This window comes from Geodermatophilus sp. CPCC 205761, assembly GCF_051383655.1.
Classification (GTDB): domain Bacteria; phylum Actinomycetota; class Actinomycetes; order Mycobacteriales; family Geodermatophilaceae; genus Geodermatophilus.
The window spans coordinates 1-16,876 of sequence record NZ_JALPKQ010000074.1 but is presented as its reverse complement, the minus strand read 5'-3'; the positions used below and the strand labels follow the sequence as shown (position 1 = coordinate 16,876).

Here is a 16,876-nt window from a genome sequence, read left to right as displayed (position 1 = left end):
AAAGGGGTTGTTACTTGGCACTGACTTTCGGCACGCTGTTGAGTTCTCAAGGAGCGGACGCGCAACGACCAGACCCTCGCGGGCTTCGTCCCTGGCGGCTTTGACCTACTGTACGCCGTTCTCGGATCTCCGCACCCCGGGGGGCGCTGTCCGCCGGGCCTCCCGGCCCCGTCCGGCGCGTAGAGAACCATACACGACCTCCCGCGGGGGCGTGCAACTCGGCGAGGGGCGTCCCCCGTCACACCCGGCCCCGTCCCGGGGCCCGCCCTGAGCCGGCGAAGGGTGGGGAGGACGGGGTCCTTCGTCAGAGGCCCAGGAAGCCCTCGATCCCGACCGTCAGGCCGGGCCGCCCGCGGACCTCGCGGACCGCCAGGAGGACCCCCGGCATGAAGGAGGCCCGGTCGTAGGAGTCGTGCCGCAGGGTCAGCGTCTCCCCCGCGGAGCCCATGAGCACCTCCTGGTGCGCGACCAGGCCGGTGAGCCGGACGGCGTGCACGGCGACGCCCTCCACGTCGGCGCCGCGCGCGCCGGGGAGCGAGTCGGTGGTGGCGTCCGGCGAGGGCGGCATGCCCGCGGCCCGGCGGGCGGCGGCGACCAGCCGGGCGGTGCGGACCGCCGTCCCCGAGGGGGCGTCGACCTTGTTCGGGTGGTGCAGCTCGACCACCTCGACCGAGGGGAAGAAGCGGGCCGCCTCCTGGGCGAAGCGCATGAGCAGCACCGCACCGATGCCGAAGTTCGGCGCGATGACCACGCCCAGCTCCGGCTTGGGCTCCAGCCACTCCGCGACGGTGGCGAGCCGGGCCTCGTCGAACCCCGTGGTCCCGACGACGCAGTGGATGTCGTTGTCGATGCAGAACCGGATGTTGTCCATGACGACGTCGGGACGGGTGAAGTCCACGGCGACCTGCGCGCCGGCGTTGGCGAGGTCGAACAGCCAGTCCCCGGAGTCGACCATGGCGACGAGCTCGAGGTCGTCGGCCGCGTTGACCGCCTTGACCACCTCGGTGCCCATGCGCCCCCGCGCACCGAGGACGCCCACCGCGAGGCGGGGACCCTCGCCCGTCGTCTCCGTCGCTGCCTGCTGGTCGGTGGTGGGGGTGCTCACGGTCACAGGGTCAGGTTTCCCGGCCGGACCGGCGGATGCAAGGCAGCCCGCAGGTCAGCGCCGCGACCGCCGCTCCAGGCCGGCCCACGCGAGCAGCCCGGCCAGGACGCCGACGGCGTCGGCCACCCAGTCCGCCACGGACGCCGACCGCTCCAGCGGGGTGAGCCCCTGGACCACCTCGCTCACCGCCGCGTAGAGCAGCAGCAGGGCGGCCAGCACCCGGGCGCGGATGCCGGCCCATCGTCCGCTCGCCGCGAGGACGGCGAACAGCACCAGGTGCACCACCTTGTCCACGCCGGGCGGCGCGGCGGGGACGTCGTCCGCCGGGGCGAACAGCACGGCGAGGGAGACCAGCACCGCCACGGCGAACACGCCGCGCGACAGCGCGCCGTGGACGGCGAGCGCGGGCCCGCGACGGCGCATCAGAGCCGGTCGAGCTCGGACTCGCGGTAGGGCCCGACGACCGCGAGGCAGGTCTCCCGGGTCAGCAGGTCGGCCGCCACGGTGCGGACCTGGGCCTCGTCGACGGCGTCCAGCCGGTCGAGCACCTCGCGCACCGACAGGTACTCGCCGTAGGAGAGCTCGCTCTTGCCCAGCCGGCTCATCCGGGACCCGGTGTCCTCCAGGCCCAGGACCAGGCCGCCCTTGAGCTGGCCGCGACCGCGGGCCACCTCCTCGGCCGTCAGCCCGTCGGCGGCGACGCGCGCGAGCTCCTCGCGGACCAGCCGCAGCACCTCGGGCACCCGCTTCGGCGAGCACCCCGCGTACACGGAGAAGGCGCCGGTGCCGGCGTAGTGGGTGAGGGCCGACCCGACGCTGTAGACCAGGCCCCGCTTCTCCCGGATCTCCTGGAACAGCCGCGAGCTCATGCCCCCGCCCACCGCCGTCTCCAGGACGGCCGCGGCGTAGCGCCGGTCGTCGAGCCGGCCGATGCCGACCGACCCGAGCAGCAGGTGCGTCTGCTCGGTGCGCCGCCGGATCAGGCCGGTCGGCCGCGCTGGGCTCGTGGCACCGGCCGGCTCGCCGCGCCGCAGCGGCGCCGGTGCCCCGGGTCCCGAGAGCCGGTCACCGAAGGCGGCGGCCACCAGGTCGAGGACCTGCCGGTGGTCGACCCGGCCGGCCGCGGTGACCACGATCGACGGGACGACGTAGCGCTGCCGGTACCAGCCGTCGACGTCCTCGCGCGTCAGGCCCTCGATCGACTCGACCGTGCCGAGGACCGAGCGGCCCAGCGCGGTGTCGCCGAACAGGGTCTCGGCGAAGAGGTCGTGCACGGCGTCGGCGGGCTCGTCGTCGCGCATGGCGATCTCCTCGAGCACCACCGTGCGCTCGGACTCGAGGTCGGCCGCGGTGTTGAGCGCGTCGGTGACCAGGTCCCCGAGGAGCGTCATCGCCAGCGGGAGGTCGCTGGCGAGCACGTTCGCGTAGTAGCAGGTGTGCTCCTTCGCGGTGAACGCGTTCATCTCACCGCCGACGGCGTCCATGGCCGTCGCGATCTCCAGCGCGCTCCGGGTCGCCGTCCCCTTGAACAACAGGTGCTCGAGGAAGTGCGAGGAGCCCGCCACGGGATCGGTCTCGTCACGGGAGCCGACGCCGACCCAGATGCCGACGGTCGCCGACAGCACGCCGGGCATCGTCTCGGTCAGGACCCGGAGGCCGCCGGGCAGCACGGTCCGCTCCACCCGGCCGCCGACCTCGTCGACGTCGAGGACGACGGTCTGCCCGACACCGGCCGGGGCCGGGACGGGCGTCGCTGCGCCCGTCCCGGCCCCGGTCACGGCCTGCTCGGTACTCACGCCTCCGCGGGAGCGGACTCGGCCGGGGCCTCGGCCGCCGGGGCGGCGTCGCCGGAGCCGTCGCCCTCGGCCGCGACCGGCACGAGGCTGATCTTGCCGCGGGCGTCGATGTCGGTGATCTCGACCTGCAGCTTGTCGCCGACGTTGACGACGTCCTCGACCTTGGCGATCCGCTTGCCGGCACCGAGCTTGCTGATGTGCACCAGCCCGTCCTTGCCCGGCAGCAGCGAGACGAAGGCGCCGAACGGCGTGGTCTTCACGACGGTGCCGAGGAAGCGCTCGCCCACCTTCGGCATCTGCGGGTTGGCGATCGCGTTGATCCGGTCCACCGCCGCCTGGGCCGAGGGGCCGTCGGAGGCGCCGACGTAGATCGTGCCGTCGTCCTCGATGGTGATGTCCGCGCCGGTCTCGTCCTGGATCGCGTTGATCATCTGGCCCTTGGGGCCGATGACCGCGCCGATCTTGTCGACCGGGATGCGCACCGTGGTCACCCGTGGGGCGTAGGGGCTCATCTCGTCGGGGCCGTCGATGGCCTCGCCCATGACGTCGAGGATGTGCAGCCGGGCCGCGCGGGCCTGGGTCAGCGCCTGGGCGAGGACGTCGGAGGGGATGCCGTCGAGCTTCGTGTCCAGCTGGAGGGCCGTGACGAAGTCCTTGGTGCCGGCGACCTTGAAGTCCATGTCACCGAAGGCGTCCTCGGCGCCGAGGATGTCGGTCAGCGCGACGTACTCGGTCTTGCCGTCCACCTCGTCGGACACCAGGCCCATCGCGATGCCGGCGACCGGCGCCTTCAGCGGCACACCGGCGTTGAGCAGCGCGAGGGTCGAGGCGCAGACCGAGCCCATGGACGTCGAGCCGTTGGAGCCCAGCGCCTCGGACACCTGCCGGATCGCGTAGGGGAACTCCTCGCGGTCGGGCAGGACCGGCAGCAGCGCCCGCTCGGCGAGCGCACCGTGGCCGATCTCACGGCGCTTGGGCGAGCCGACCCGGCCGGTCTCACCGGTGGAGTACGGCGGGAAGTTGTAGTTGTGCATGTACCGCTTGCGCGTCTCGGGCGAGAGCGTGTCCAGCTGCTGCTCCATGCGGAGCATGTTCAGCGTGGTGATGCCCAGGATCTGGGTCTCGCCCCGCTCGAACAGCGCCGAGCCGTGCACGCGGGGCACGACCTCCACCTCGGCCGACAGCGGGCGGATGTCGGTCAGCCCGCGGCCGTCGATGCGGACCTTGTCGCGCAGGATGCGCTGGCGGACGACCTTCTTGGTGAGCGCGCGGAAGGCGCCGGAGATCTCCTTCTCGCGGCCCTCGAACTGGCCGGCCAGCGCGGCCTTGACCTCGTCCTTGAGCGCATCGGTGGCCGCCTCGCGGTCCTGCTTGCCGGCGATGGCCTGCGCCTCGGCGAGCCGTCCGGCGGCGAAGGACTCGACGGCGGCGTAGACGTCGTCCTGGTAGTCGAGGAAGCGGGGGAACTCCGCGACCGGCTTGGCGGCCTTGGCGGCCAGCGCGCTCTGCGCCTCGCACAGCGCCTTGATGAACGGCTTGGCGGCCTCGAGGCCCTGCGCGACGACCTCCTCGGTCGGGGCGGGGGCGCCGCCGGCGACCAGCTGGACCGTCTTCTCGGTGGCCTCGGCCTCGACCATCATGATCGCGACGTCGCCGTCCGGGAGGACGCGACCGGCCACCACCATGTCGAAGACGGCGTCGGCCAGCTCGGTGTGGGTCGGGAAGCCCACCCACTGGCCGTTGATCAGCGCGACGCGGGTGCCGCCGACCGGCCCGGAGAAGGGCAGGCCGGAGAGCTGGGTGGACGCCGAGGCGCCGTTGATCGCCAGCACGTCGTACAGGTGGTCGGGGTCCAGCGACAGGACGGTGATGACGACCTGGACCTCGTTGCGCAGGCCCTTGGCGAAGGTCGGGCGCAGCGGGCGGTCGATCAGCCGGCAGGTGAGGATCGCGTCCTCCGACGGGCGGCCCTCGCGGCGGAAGAACGAGCCGGGGATGCGCCCGGCGGCGTACATCCGCTCCTCGACGTCGACCGTCAGCGGGAAGAAGTCGAACTGCTCCTTGGGCTGGCGGCCGGCCGTGGTGGCCGACAGCAGCATGGTGTCGCCCGTGGTGACGACGACCGAGCCGGCGGCCTGGCGGGCCAGGCGACCGGTCTCGAAGGTGACGCTGCGGCTGCCGAAGCTGCCGTTGTCGATGACCGCCGTGGCGGTGGTGACCCCGTCCTCGGGGTCGAACTCGGCCGCGGTGGTGTTCTGGGTGGTGGGTGCGGACACGTCGTCCTCTTCCTACGTCGCATGCGGCGACGTCCTCTTCGTGGCGTCCTGCGCCGAACTGCGCCCGGGGTGACCGGTCTTCGATCGAAGCCCACGGGAGGGGTTCCCCTCCGCGGGGAGGGGCATGCCCGGGGGCCACTACCGAGGACCGACCAGCGTGGGGGGTCCGGCTCGGGAGGCCGGGGGTCTCGTGGGGCGGGTGCCCGACGAGAGAGGGGACCGTCCCGGCGGGACGGTCCCCTCGTCGTGCTTACCGGCGCAGACCGAGCCGCTCGATGAGCGAGCGGTACCGGCTGATGTCGGTCTTCGCCAGGTAGTTCAGCAGCCGGCGACGACGGCCGACCAGCAGGAGCAGGCCCCGCCGGCTGTGGTGGTCGTGCTTGTGCTGCTTGAGGTGCTCGGTGAGGTCGCTGATCCGGCGGGTCAGCATCGCGACCTGCACCTCGGGCGAACCCGTGTCCTTCTCGACCGTGGCGTACTCGGTCATGATCTGCTGCTTGGTCGCGCTGTCGAGCGCCATGGACGGCCTCCTGGGCAGGTCACGTGTGGCCCCCGGTCTGGGTCACGGGGGCAGGCTGCACACACGTCGGGGATGCCGACGTCCCCCCAAGGTTACACACCGGCGTCGGACGGTCCCCGGGACGCCGGAGGACCGCGGTGTCACAGCCCGAGGACCGACCGGGTCTCGGCGACGTCCCGGTCCATCGCGGCCACCAGCTCGCCGACGTCGGAGAACGCGAGCATCGGGCGCAGCCGCTGGACGAACTCCACGCCCACGTGCTCGCCGTAGAGGTCGCCCTCGAAGTCGAGCAGGAAGGCCTCGACCGTCCGGCGGGTCCCCTGGAAGGTGGGGTTGGTCCCCACCGAGATGGCGGCCGGCGAGGTGCTGCGGGTGGCTCCGGTCCGGGGGTCGCGGATGACCAGCGCCCCGGCGTAGACGCCGTCGGCGGGGATCGCGGTGAACGGCGGGGACTCCACGTTCGCCGTCGGGTAGCCCAGCTCCCGGCCGCGGCGGTCCCCCCGGACGACGACGCCCTCGATGCGGTGCGGCCGGCCCAGCGCGCGGGCCGCCGGGACCATGTCGCCGGCCGCCACGCAGGCCCGGATGTAGGTCGAGGAGATGGTGATCTCGCCGTCGGCCGAGGTGTCCCCCGTCAGGGCCACCCCCTCGACGCTGAAGCCGAACCGGCGGCCCTCCTGGGTCAGCGTGGTGACGGTGCCCGCGGCCCGGTGCCCGTAGGTGAAGTTCTCCCCCACCACCACCGACGCCGTGTGCAGCCGCTCGACCAGGACCGTGTGGGTGAACGTCTCCGGGGACAGCCGCATGAAGTCCTGCGTGAACGGCAGCACGCACATCGCGTCGACCCCGAGGGCGGCGACCAGCTCGGCCTTGCGGTCCATCGAGGTGAGGATCGCCGGGTGCGAGCCGGGGCGGACCACCTCGGAGGGGTGCGGGTCGAAGGTGAGGAGCAGGCACGGGCGGCCCATCGCCCGCGCCCGCTCCACGGCGGTGCCGATCAGCATCTGGTGGCCGCGGTGGACGCCGTCGTACATCCCGACGGTGACCACGGTCCGGCCGAGGTCAGCCGGGGTGGCCTCCAGCCCGCGCCAGCGGAGCAATGCCGGTTCCCGCCCCGCGCTCAGGCGACCCGGTGCAGCCAGCCGTGGGTGTCGGGCACCCGGCCGTGCTGGATGTCGAGGAGGTGCCCGCGCAGCGCCATGGTGAGCGGCCCGGGCTCGCCGTCGCCGACCACGAAGTCGCCGGTGCGGGCCTTCACCTCGCCGACGGGGGTGATCACGGCCGCCGTTCCGCAGGCGAAGGTCTCGGTGACCGTGCCGTCGGCGACGCCGGCCCGCCACTCGTCGACGCTGAACCGCCGCTCGGTGACCCGGTGCCCCATCTCGCGGGCGACGGTGATGAGCGAGTCCCGGGTGATGCCCGGCAGGAGGGTGCCGGTCAGCTCGGGCGTGACCAGCTCAGCGTCGTCGCCGGAGCCGAGGACGAAGAACAGGTTCATCCCGCCCATCTCCTCGACGTAGCGCTTCTCCACCGCGTCGAGCCACACGACCTGGTCGCAGCCGGCCTCGATCGCCTGCTCCTGGGCCAGCAGGCTGGCGGCGTAGTTGCCGGCGCACTTCACGTCGCCGGTCCCGCCGGGAGCGGCCCGGATGTAGTCCTCGGACAGGTAGACCGACACCGGGTGGACCCCGCGCGGGAAGTACGCGCCCGCCGGGCTGGCGATGACCAGGAAGAGGTACTCGTGGGCCGGCCGGACGCCGAGGAACGGCTCGGTCGCCAGCTGGTAGGGCCGCAGGTAGAGCGTCTGGTCGGGGCCCGTGGGGACCCAGTCGCGGTCGGCGTCGACCAGCGCGTCGACCGCGGCCAGGAAGGCCTCCTCGGGCACCGGCGGCATCGCCAGCCGCCGGGCACCGCGGACGAAGCGGGCCGCGTTGGCCTCGGGCCGGAAGGTGGCGACGCTGCCGTCGGGCTGGGCGTAGGCCTTGAGCCCCTCGAAGATCGACTGGGCGTAGTGCAGCGCGGCCGTGGCCGGGTCCATCTGCAGCGGCGCGTACGCGGTCAGCCGGGCGTCGTACCAGCCCTCACCGGCGCGGTAGCGCGCGACGAACATCGAGTCGGTGAAGTACCGGCCGAAGCCGGGGTCGGCCAGCAGCGCGTCCCGCTCGGCCGCAGGGCGCCGCCGCACGTCCTCCACGACCACCGGCACGCCCTCGGAGAAGACCCGGGAGGAGGTACGGCTGTCGGCGAGCGTGTCGGTCATGGCTCCCACCTTGCGGCGTGCAGGGATCAACGGGCGGCGCCCGACGGCTTGCCGGGCCCGCTGGTCCACCCTAGCCCGGCCCGGCAGCGGGCCGACGACGACCGCCGCCGGCCCGCCCCGCCGTCAGACCTGCTGCCCCTGGCCGGCCTTCGGGCCGGCGGACTCGAGCACCTCGTAGCTCCACAGGTGGCTGGAGGTGGCGGCGGCCGGCGCCAGGGTGTCGCCGCCGCCGGAGTGGGCGCGGTCGAAGTCCTGGCTGGACTGCCACGCCTCGTAGGCCTCCTGGCTGCTCCAGCGCGTGTAGACGAGGTACTGGTCGGTGCCCTCCTGGGGCCGCAGCAGCTCGAACCACTCGAAGCCCGGGGTCTCCTCCACCGCACCCGCCCGCCCGCGGAAGCGCTCCTCGAAGCGGGCCTGCTTGTCCGGCGGCACGGTGATCGCGTTGATCTTGACGACGCTCATGGCCCTCCCCTTCCCGGCCCGGCGGAGGGTCAATCCCCCATGCTGGCTCCGTGGACGCCACGCGCACGACCGACCTCGGCTTCGCCCGGCTGGACCCCGACCGCGCGGCACGCACCGGCACGCCGGAGGTCGTCTACGCCGCGGGGAAGACCCCGGAGCAGACGGTGGCCTGCCTCGCCGCCCTCCTGGCGGACACCGGGACCGCGTGGGCCACGCGGGTGGACGATGCGACGAGGGAGGCCGTCCGCTCCCGCTGGCCCGACGCCGTCGTCGATCCCGAGGCCCGCTGTGTGGCCGTCGGGGCGCTGCCGGCGCCCGTCGGGCAGGTGGTGGTGCTCACCGCCGGGACGTCGGACGGCCCGGTCGCCGCCGAGGTGGCGTTCACCCTCGCCACCTCCGGCGTGGGCAGCCGGCGGGTCGACGACGTCGGCGTGGCCGGCGTGCACCGGGTGCTGGCCGTCGTCCCCGACCTCGCCGCGGCCGACGCGGTGGTCGTCGTCGCCGGGATGGACGGCGCCCTGCCCAGCGTGGTCGCCGGCCTGACCGACCGGCTGGTGGTCGCGGTGCCGACGTCGGTGGGCTACGGCGCGGCGTTCGAGGGGCTGGCCGCGCTGCTGACCATGCTCACCGCCTGCGCGCCCGGGGTCCTCGTGGTGAACATAGACAACGGCTTCGGCGCCGGGGTGGCCGCCGCGCGCATCGTGCGCAGCCGTCAGCGGTAGCGGACCGGGTCCGGCAGCAGCTCGTTCATCGACCCCGACCGGAACCCGCGGGGGTCGACCTCCACCCGGTCGAACCCGATGACCACGGCCAGCACCTCGGGCCGGTCCGTGAGCGCCGCGACGGCGGCGGCGTCCACCTCGACCCGGGCGGTGTCCCGGCCCGCCACGGCCCCGAGGTCGCGCACCCGGAGGTCCCGGACCGGCACGCCGGCGGCGACCAGGGCGCCCCGCAGCGCCGACTCGGCGGCCTCGACCCGGGCCAGCCGCTCGGCCGACACCGGCACCCCGTAGGCGATCCGGCTGGCCAGGCAGGCGGCGGCGGGCTTGTCGGCCAGCGGCAGCCCCCAGCGGCGGGCGGCGGCGCGGACGTCGTCCTTGGTCAGGCCGGCCCGGGCCAGGGGCGCCCAGGCACCCCGCTCGGCGGCCGCCCGTATGCCGGGCCGGAAGCCGGCGCGGAGGTCGTCGGCGTTGGTGCCGGTGACGACGTCGGCGATGCCGAGGCGCGCGGCCAGGGGCGCGAGGACGTCGACCAACTCGGTCTTGCAGAAGGCGCAGCGGTCGCCGGCGTTGGCGACGTAGCCGGGCCGGGAGAGCTCGTCGGTGCGCGGCTGCTCGTGCCGCACCCCGAGGGAGGCGGCGAAGTCGGCGGCCGCGGCGCGCTCGGCGGCGGGCAGGCTGGGCGAGACGGCGGTCGCGGCCACCACCCGGCCGGGCCCGAGCGTCCGCGCGGCGGCGGCCAGGAGCGTGCCGGAGTCGACCCCGCCGGAGAAGGCCACGAGCACATCGGGCAGGGGCGCGAGCAGCGCCGTCAGGGCCGCCAGGCGCCCGTCGAGGTCCGTCACGGGAGGCACGGTGCCACGCCGGTCATCCCGGCGGGAAGCCGACCGCGACCCGGGCCGTCGGACCGGCGTCCTCGACCAGGGCGACCAGCCGGCCGTCGCCGTCGATCGCGGCGTGCAGGCCGGGCGTGCCGGTGGCGGGGACCCGCTGGCCGTGGCCGAGGGCGCGCGCCTCGTCGGCGGTGAGCACCCGCTCGGGGAAGACCAGGCGGGCGGCGTCGGGAAGGCCGAGGACGCCCGGTCCCCCGGCGCCGGCCAGCGCCGCGGCCGCCTCCTCCACCGGCGCGGCCCGGTCGACGGCGAACGGTCCCGACGCGGTGCGGCGCAGTGCGGCGAGGTGGCCCCCGACGCCCAGGGCGGCGCCGGCGTCGCGGGCGATCGCGCGGACGTAGGTGCCGGCGGTGCAGCCGACCGTCACGTCGACGTCGACCAGCTCGGGGGTGGGCCGGGAGACGCGGTGCACGTCGAGCCGGTGCACGGTGACCGCCCGCGGCTCGAGCACCACCTCCTCGCCGGCCCGGACCCGGTCGTAGGACCGCCGGCCGGCGACCTTGACCGCGCTCACCGAGGAGGGCACCTGCAGCAGCGGCCCGGTCTGCGCCGCCAGCGCGGCGGCGACCGCGGCGTCGTCGAGGTGGGCGGCGGACGTGGTGCTCAGCACCTCGCCCTCGCGGTCGTCGGTCACCGTCGCCTGGCCCAGCCGGATGGTGGCCTCGTAGGTCTTGTCGTGGCCGCCGAGGTACCCGAGCAGCCGGGTGGCGGCGCCCACACCGAGGACCAGCAGACCGGTCGCCATCGGGTCGAGCGTCCCGGCGTGCCCGACCCGGCGCACCGACAGCACCCGGCGGGCGCGCGCGACGACGTCGTGGGAGGTCACGCCGCCGGGCTTGTCGACCAGCAGGAGGCCCGGGGGGACGTCGGCGTCGGGGCGTCGGCTCACACCGTCACCGTGTCAGGTGCGGTCAGCCACCGGTCGCCCGCCACCCGCACCAGGACGGCGACCAGGCGCAGCGCGATGAAGAGCGTGAGCCCGGCCCACACCCCGGCCAGCCCCCAGCCCAGCGGGACGGCGAGCAGCGACAGCGGCACGAAGCCGACGAGGGCCGCCCCGATCGTCACCGTGCGCAGGTAGCCGACGTCGCCGGCCCCCATGAGCACGCCGTCGAGCGCGAACACCACGCCGGCCAGCGGCTGCATGCCGGCGAGGAACCACCACGCCACGCCGGCCTCGGCCACGACCGCGGGGTCGTCGGTGAACAGCGGCGGGACCACCGGCCGCAGCGCCAGGAGCACGGCGGCGACCAGCACCCCGGTGCCCAGCCCCCAGAGGCTGACCCGCCGGGCGGTGCTGCGGGCGTCGGCGAGGCGGCCGCCGCCGAGCGCCTGGCCGACGAGGGTCTGCGCCGCGATCGCGTAGGCGTCGAGCACCAGGGCGAGGAAGAAGAACAGCTGGACGGCGATCTGGTGCGCGCCGAGCTCCGCGGTGCCGGCGCGGGCCACGACGCCGGTGGCCACCAGGAACGCCAGCTGCAGGACGGCGGCGCGCAGCAGCAGGTCGCGGCCGATGACCAGCTGGGCCCGCAGCGCCGCCGCGCGCGGCCGCCGGCCGACGTCCTCCCGCAGGATGGCGCGGACGAAGAGGGCGGCCGAGACCGCCTGGCCGGCGACGTTGGCGACCGCCGAGCCGGGCAGCCCCAGGCCGGCCACGTGCACCAGCAGGGGGCAGAGCACGAGGCTCACCAGGCTGCCGGCGAGCACGTAGCGCATGGGCCGGCGGAGCTCCTGCACGCCGCGCAGCCAGCCGTTGCCGGCCAGGGAGACCAGCAGCAGCGGTGCCCCGAGGCTCGCGATGCGCAGCCAGGTCTCCCCCGCCGCGGCGACCGGCCCGGCACCGCCGGCCAGCACCCGGGTCAGCGGGCCGGCCAGCAGCTGGAAGACCAGCAGCACGGCTCCGCCCAGGGCCAGGGCCAGCCAGGTGGCCTGCACGCCCTCGGCGACCGCGCCGGCCCGGTCACCGGCCCCGGCCCGGCGGGCGGCGCGGGCGGTCGTGCCGTAGGCGAGGAAGTTGAGCAGCGCGGCGGCCCAGGCCAGCAGCGCGCCGCCGACGGCGAGGCCCCCCAGCGCGACCGTGCCCAGGTTGCCGACGACGGCGGTGTCGACCAGCAGGTAGAGCGGCTCCGCGGCCAGCACGACCAGGGCCGGCGCCGCCAGCGCGAGGACCGAGGGCGGGCGGGTCACGCCTCGAGCTGGGTCCGGATGCGCCGCACCGTGGTCTCGCGGTCCGCGGCGGAGGTGAAGCCCGCGGCGGCGCGGTGGCCGCCACCGCCCAGGGCCACGGCGACGCGGGCGACGTCGGTGGCGCCGCGCGAGCGCAACGAGACCGACCACGAGCCGTCGTCCTGCCCCTTGAGCACGCAGGCGACGTCGGCCTCCTGCGTGGAGCGGACGACGTCCACCAGCGCCTCGAGCTGCTCCCCCGGCAGGCCGTGCTCGGCGGCCTCGGCAGTGCTCGACCAGGTCCACACCAGGCCGGCGCCGACGTCGGGTTCGAGCACGGCCCGGCCGGCGACGACCGAGAGCAGGCCCAGCCAGCCGAACGGCGCGGTGTCGAACAGCCGCTGGCTGATCGCGGCGTGGTCGATGCCGGTCGCCAGCAACCGGGCGGCGAGACCGTGGGTGTCGGGTCGGGTGTTGCCGAACCGGAAGGACCCGGTGTCGGCGGCCAGGCCCGCGTAGAGGCAGGTGGCCAGCCGCTCGTCGAGGCTGACGCCGAGCCCGTCGAGCAGGTCGGCGACGAGCGCGACGGTCGCCGGTGCGGCCGGGTCGACGACGCGCACGTCCCCGAAGCCCGGGTTGCTGGCGTGGTGGTCGACGACGACGGAGGTCCCGGCGCGCTCCAGCAGGACCGCCAGCTCACCCAGCCGGCCCGGGGAGGCGGCGTCCAGGCTGACGAAGACGTCCGGGGAGCCGGGCACGTCCGACGACGGCACCAGCCCCTCGGCACCGGGCAGCCAGGCGAGTGAGGCGGGCAGCACGAAGGGCTCCGGGAAGGTGGCCAGCACGCGGGCTCCGCGGCGACGGAGGCCCTCGGCCAGGGCGAGCGTGCTGCCCAGCGCGTCGGCGTCGGGCTGCACGTGACCGGAGAGGACCACGGTGGCCGACGACGCCGCCGCCTCGGCGAGGACGGCGGCGGCGCGGTCGGTCAGCTCGGTGCCCGGCGGGATCGCGATCGTCACGCCGAGGGACCGGGGTCGGCGACCGGAGGGGCGTCCTGCTCCTCGGTCACCTTGCCCCCGCCGACCGGGTAGGCGGAGTCGGCGGCGTCCGGCTCGTCGGAGGTGATGCTGGGGGCGTCGCCGATCGCTCCCTGCTTGCCGCCCTGGGTCGGGTCGCCGGAGTCGGGGACGTCGCGCCCGCCGAGCTGCGAGCGGCCCTGCCCCTCGTCGGGCAGGCGGGGGTCCGGGTCGTTCTCGCTCACGAGGCACTCCTGGTCCGGGCGGGCACGTCGACCACGTCATCGGCAGTTCCGAGGTCGTCGGTGTCGTCGTCGTCCTCGGCCGGGTGCCGGTACGGGTCGGGCTCGCCGGCGTAGGCCTTGCCCTCCCGGATCCGGGCGAGCTCGGCGTCGGCGTGCCGGACCCGCTCCAGCGCGGCGTCGAGCTCGCGGGCGGTGTCGGGCACGTGGTCGGCGACGAAGGTCAGCGTCGGGACGAACTTGATCCCGGTCTGCTTCCCCACCGCGGAGCGCAGCACGCCGGTCGCCGACGCCAGTGCCTTCGCGGAGTCCTCGACCGCGGCGGCGTCGCCGTACACGGTGTAGAAGACGGTCGCCTCGCGGAGGTCGCCGGTCACCCGCGTGTCGGTGACGGTGACCATGCCCAGCCGGGGGTCCTTGATCTGCATCTCGATCGCGGCGGAGACGATCTGGCGGATGCGCACCGCCAGCTTGCGGGCGCGGGCCGGGTCGGCCATCGGACCTCCTGGGTCGGGGCGTCCAGGGGACGCCGAACGGACGGTGGGATCTGGCCCCCGGTGGCCTCGGCCGGTTCCGAGCCGGGGGCAGGGCTCCTCAATCGGTGTCGGAGAACAGCTGCCGGTGCGTCGAGAGCAGCGTCACCTCCGGCCGCTCGGCCAGCAACCGCTCGCAGGCGTCGAGCACGTCGGCGACCTGGCCGGCGTCGGCGGCCACGGTGGCCACCCCGACCTGGACGCGGCGGTGCAGGTCCTGGTCGCCGACCTCGGCGGCGGCCACGGCGAAGCGGCGCCGCAGTTCGGCGACGATCGGCCGGACGACGGCGCGCTTGCCCTTGAGCGAGTGGACGTCACCGAGCAGCAGGTCGGCGCTGAGCGTGCCGGTGAAGATGAGGACCCTCCTGCCACCCGCCACTCGCACGCACGCGGCGGGCCCCTGCAGGAGGGCCAACGGACTCACCTGCAGGGGCCGCCTCAGCTACCTCAGTCGCGCGGGATCTCGCGCATCTCGAAGGTCTCGATCACGTCGTCGACCTTGATGTCGTTGAACGACCCCAGGCCGATACCGCACTCGTAGCCCTCGCGGACCTCGGTCGCGTCGTCCTTGAAGCGGCGGAGCGACTCCACCGACAGGTTGTCGGCGACCACGGCACCGTCGCGCAGGAGCCGGGCCTTCGAGTTGCGGACGATCGTGCCGCTGCGGACCAGCGAACCGGCGACGTTGCCGATCTTGGGCACCCGGAAGACCTCGCGGACCTCCGCCGTGCCCAGCTGGACCTCCTCGTAGACCGGCTTGAGCATCCCCTTGAGGGCGGCCTCGATCTCGTCGATGGCCTGGTAGATGACCGTGTAGTACCGGACGTCCACCCCCTCGCGGTTGGCCAGCTCGGTGGCCTGACCCTCGGCCCGGACGTTGAAGCCCAGGACGATGACGTCGTCGGCCAGCGCGAGGTCGATGTCGCTCTTGGTGATGCCGCCGACGCCGCGGTGGATGACCCGCAGCGAGATGTCGTCGCTCACCTCGATCTTCATCAGCGCCTCTTCGAGCGCCTCGACGGTGCCCGAGTTGTCGCCCTTGATGATCAGGTTGAGCTGGCGGGTCTCCTTGAGCGCCGCGTCGAGGTCCTCGAGGCTGATCCGCTTGCGCATGGAGGCGTTCTGCGCGTTGCGGATGCGGGCCTGGCGGCGGTCGGCGATCTGCCGGGCCACCCGGTCCTCCTCGACGACGAGGAACGTGTCACCGGCGCGCGGCACCGAGGTGAGCCCGACGACCTGCACCGGCCGGGAGGGCAGGGCCTCCTTGAGCTTGGTGCCGTGCTCGTCGAGCAGCGACCGGACGCGGCCGTAGGCGTCGCCGGCCACGATCGAGTCGCCCTGGCGCAGCGTGCCGCGCTGGACGAGCACCGTGGCGACGGGGCCGCGGCCCTTGTCCAGCTTGCCCTCGATGACCACGCCCTGCGGGTCCTGCTCGGTGTTGGCGCGCAGGTCGAGCGAGGCGTCGGCGGTCAGCAGGATCGCCGTGAGCAGGTCGTCGAGGCCCTGCCGCGTGGTCGCGGAGACGTCGACGAACATCGTGTCGCCGCCGTACTCCTCGGCCACGAGGCCGTACTCGGTGAGCTGCTGCCGGATCTTGGCGGGGTTGGCCCCCTCCTTGTCGATCTTGTTCACCGCGACCACGATCGGCACCTCGGCGGCCTGGGCGTGGTTGAGCGCCTCGACCGTCTGCGGCATGACGCCGTCGTCGGCCGCCACGACCAGGACGACGATGTCGGTCACCTTCGCGCCACGGGCACGCATCGCGGTGAACGACTCGTGACCCGGGGTGTCGATGAAGGTGATCGGCCGCTCGTTGTGCTCCAGCTCGGTGACGATCTGGTAGGCGCCGATGTGCTGGGTGATGCCGCCGGCCTCGCGGGCGACCACGTTGCTGTGACGCAGGGCGTCGAGCAGCTTGGTCTTGCCGTGGTCGACGTGACCCATGACGGTCACCACCGGCGGACGGGACTCCCAGTCGCCCTCCTCGCCCTCTTCGTCGCCGAAGGTGAGGTCGAAGGTCTCGAGCAGCTCGCGGTCCTCGTCCTCGGGGCTGACCACCTGGATGACCCAGTCGATCTCGGCACCGAGCAGCTGCAGCGTCTCGTCGTTGACCGACTGGGTCGCGGTGACCATCTCGCCCAGGTGGAACAGGGCGGTGACCAGCGCGGCCGGCTGAGCGCCGATCTTCTCGGCGAGGTCGGTCAGCGACGCACCCCGCGGCAGGCGGACGGTCTGTCCGTTGCCGCGCGGCAGCGAGACGCCACCCATGCTGGGTGCCGCCATGGAGTCGAACTCCTGGCGCCGCTGCTTCTTGCTCTTGCGACCGCGGACCGGTCCGCGACCGCCGGGACGCCCGAAGGCACCGGCCGTGCCGGCACCGGAACCACCGCGACCGCGGCCACGACCGCCGCCGCCGCCACCACCACGGAAGCCACCACCGGCGGGCGCGCCGGCGCCGGGGGCACCGCCGCCACCACCCGGACGGAAGCCACCGCCACCGCCACCGCCACCGGGGCCACCACCGGGACGGCCACGGCCTGCGCCGCCGGGCCCGCCGGCACCGGGACGGCCGCCACCGGCCGGCCGCGGCGGCATCATGCCGGGGCTCGGGCGCTGCGGCATCATGCCCGGGTTCGGACGCGGGCCACCGGGACCGGCCGCCGGACGCGGACCACCCGCACCGGGAGCCGGGCGGGGGCCACCCGCACCGGGAGCCGAGCGGGGACCGCCGGGACCCGGACGCGGACCGGCACCGGGACCCGGACGCGGGCCACCGGGACCGGCGGCCGCCGGCCGGGGGCCGGGGGCACCGGGACCGGGGCGCGCCGCGCCGCCGGACGGCGCCGGACGCGGCGCACTGCTGAACGGGGTGTTGCCCGGCCGCGGGG

The 16,876-nt window shown here is 74.8% G+C and carries 17 protein-coding genes; 1 reads left to right on the top strand and 16 read right to left on the bottom strand.

All coding sequences use genetic code 11. The features are described from left to right. Positions 1-304: 304 nt before the first annotated feature. The 8 genes from dapB to MY526_RS25720 form a co-directional block, all read right to left on the bottom strand. Positions 305-1,105 carry a 4-hydroxy-tetrahydrodipicolinate reductase gene (gene dapB, locus MY526_RS25755; protein WP_436695738.1) on the bottom strand — a complete coding sequence of 267 codons (801 nt, stop codon included), beginning with the start codon at positions 1,103-1,105 and terminating at the stop codon, positions 305-307. Between the two features lie 54 nt (positions 1,106-1,159). Continuing rightward, positions 1,160-1,528, bottom strand: coding sequence for a VanZ family protein (locus MY526_RS25750; RefSeq protein ID WP_436695737.1), 369 nt, complete (start codon positions 1,526-1,528; stop codon positions 1,160-1,162). Continuing rightward, positions 1,528-2,901 carry a M16 family metallopeptidase gene (locus MY526_RS25745; RefSeq protein WP_436695736.1) on the bottom strand — a complete coding sequence of 458 codons (1,374 nt, stop codon included), beginning with the start codon at positions 2,899-2,901 and terminating at the stop codon, positions 1,528-1,530. Before MY526_RS25745 ends, MY526_RS25750 begins: the two co-directional genes overlap by 1 nt. Next, positions 2,898-5,177: a polyribonucleotide nucleotidyltransferase gene (locus MY526_RS25740; RefSeq protein ID WP_436705372.1), complete on the bottom strand. Its 2,280-nt coding sequence runs from the start codon at positions 5,175-5,177 to the stop codon at positions 2,898-2,900. Before MY526_RS25740 ends, MY526_RS25745 begins: the two co-directional genes overlap by 4 nt. 250 nt (positions 5,178-5,427) lie before the next feature. Beyond that, positions 5,428-5,697, bottom strand: a complete 270-nt coding sequence (gene rpsO / locus MY526_RS25735; RefSeq protein WP_012949947.1) for a 30S ribosomal protein S15 — start codon at positions 5,695-5,697, stop codon at positions 5,428-5,430. A 140-nt stretch (positions 5,698-5,837) separates the two neighbouring features. Next, the gene (locus MY526_RS25730; protein WP_436695734.1) at positions 5,838-6,797 is read right to left on the bottom strand and encodes a bifunctional riboflavin kinase/FAD synthetase; all 960 of its coding nucleotides are present in this window, start codon (positions 6,795-6,797) and stop codon (positions 5,838-5,840) included. 20 nt (positions 6,798-6,817) lie between these two features. Further along, the gene (locus MY526_RS25725) at positions 6,818-7,957 is read right to left on the bottom strand and encodes a branched-chain amino acid aminotransferase (RefSeq protein ID WP_436695733.1); all 1,140 of its coding nucleotides are present in this window, start codon (positions 7,955-7,957) and stop codon (positions 6,818-6,820) included. A gap of 123 nt (positions 7,958-8,080) precedes the next feature. Further along, positions 8,081-8,419: an antibiotic biosynthesis monooxygenase family protein gene (locus MY526_RS25720; protein WP_436695732.1), complete on the bottom strand. Its 339-nt coding sequence runs from the start codon at positions 8,417-8,419 to the stop codon at positions 8,081-8,083. A gap of 50 nt (positions 8,420-8,469) precedes the next feature. Between MY526_RS25720 and larB the strand changes: the two genes are divergently transcribed. Next, positions 8,470-9,141, top strand: a complete 672-nt coding sequence (gene larB / locus MY526_RS25715; RefSeq protein ID WP_436695731.1) for a nickel pincer cofactor biosynthesis protein LarB — start codon at positions 8,470-8,472, stop codon at positions 9,139-9,141. Here the strand turns inward: larB and larE are convergent. The 8 genes from larE to infB all read right to left on the bottom strand — a co-directional run bounded on the left by larE (position 9,132) and on the right by infB (position 16,271). Continuing rightward, entirely contained in the window at positions 9,132-9,983 is an 852-nt protein-coding gene (larE, locus tag MY526_RS25710; protein WP_436705371.1) for an ATP-dependent sacrificial sulfur transferase LarE, read from the bottom strand. The two genes, larB and larE, sit on opposite strands and share 10 nt — an antisense overlap. Positions 9,984-10,005: 22 nt before the next feature. Further along, positions 10,006-10,920, bottom strand: a complete 915-nt coding sequence (gene truB / locus MY526_RS25705) for a tRNA pseudouridine(55) synthase TruB (RefSeq protein WP_436695729.1) — start codon at positions 10,918-10,920, stop codon at positions 10,006-10,008. Beyond that, positions 10,917-12,218: an MATE family efflux transporter gene (locus tag MY526_RS25700; RefSeq protein ID WP_436705370.1), complete on the bottom strand. Its 1,302-nt coding sequence runs from the start codon at positions 12,216-12,218 to the stop codon at positions 10,917-10,919. Before MY526_RS25700 ends, truB begins: the two co-directional genes overlap by 4 nt. Next, the gene (locus tag MY526_RS25695) at positions 12,215-13,216 is read right to left on the bottom strand and encodes a DHH family phosphoesterase (RefSeq protein ID WP_436695727.1); all 1,002 of its coding nucleotides are present in this window, start codon (positions 13,214-13,216) and stop codon (positions 12,215-12,217) included. The genes MY526_RS25700 and MY526_RS25695 overlap by 4 nt, the downstream gene beginning before the upstream one ends. Beyond that, complete coding sequence (locus MY526_RS25690) at positions 13,213-13,458, bottom strand: hypothetical protein (RefSeq protein ID WP_436695726.1); 246 nt, start codon at positions 13,456-13,458, stop codon at positions 13,213-13,215. Before MY526_RS25690 ends, MY526_RS25695 begins: the two co-directional genes overlap by 4 nt. Next, positions 13,455-13,952 carry a 30S ribosome-binding factor RbfA gene (gene rbfA, locus MY526_RS25685; RefSeq protein WP_436695725.1) on the bottom strand — a complete coding sequence of 166 codons (498 nt, stop codon included), beginning with the start codon at positions 13,950-13,952 and terminating at the stop codon, positions 13,455-13,457. Before rbfA ends, MY526_RS25690 begins: the two co-directional genes overlap by 4 nt. Positions 13,953-14,049: 97 nt before the next feature. Then, positions 14,050-14,403, bottom strand: coding sequence for a DUF503 domain-containing protein (locus MY526_RS25680; protein ID WP_436695724.1), 354 nt, complete (start codon positions 14,401-14,403; stop codon positions 14,050-14,052). Between the two features lie 32 nt (positions 14,404-14,435). Beyond that, positions 14,436-16,271, bottom strand: a complete 1,836-nt coding sequence (gene infB / locus MY526_RS25675) for a translation initiation factor IF-2 (protein WP_436695723.1) — start codon at positions 16,269-16,271, stop codon at positions 14,436-14,438. Positions 16,272-16,876: the final 605 nt, after the last annotated feature.

Coding starts and splice junctions, on each gene's coding strand:
- MY526_RS25750 (WP_436695737.1), bottom strand. CDS start 1,528: ATGCGCCGTCGCGGGCCCGCGCTCGCCGTCCACGGCGCGCTGTCGCGC.
- rpsO (WP_012949947.1), bottom strand. CDS start 5,697: ATGGCGCTCGACAGCGCGACCAAGCAGCAGATCATGACCGAGTACGCC.
- MY526_RS25725 (WP_436695733.1), bottom strand. CDS start 7,957: ATGACCGACACGCTCGCCGACAGCCGTACCTCCTCCCGGGTCTTCTCC.
- MY526_RS25720 (WP_436695732.1), bottom strand. CDS start 8,419: ATGAGCGTCGTCAAGATCAACGCGATCACCGTGCCGCCGGACAAGCAG.
- rbfA (WP_436695725.1), bottom strand. CDS start 13,952: ATGGCCGACCCGGCCCGCGCCCGCAAGCTGGCGGTGCGCATCCGCCAG.
- infB (WP_436695723.1), bottom strand. CDS start 16,271: ATGGCGGCACCCAGCATGGGTGGCGTCTCGCTGCCGCGCGGCAACGGA.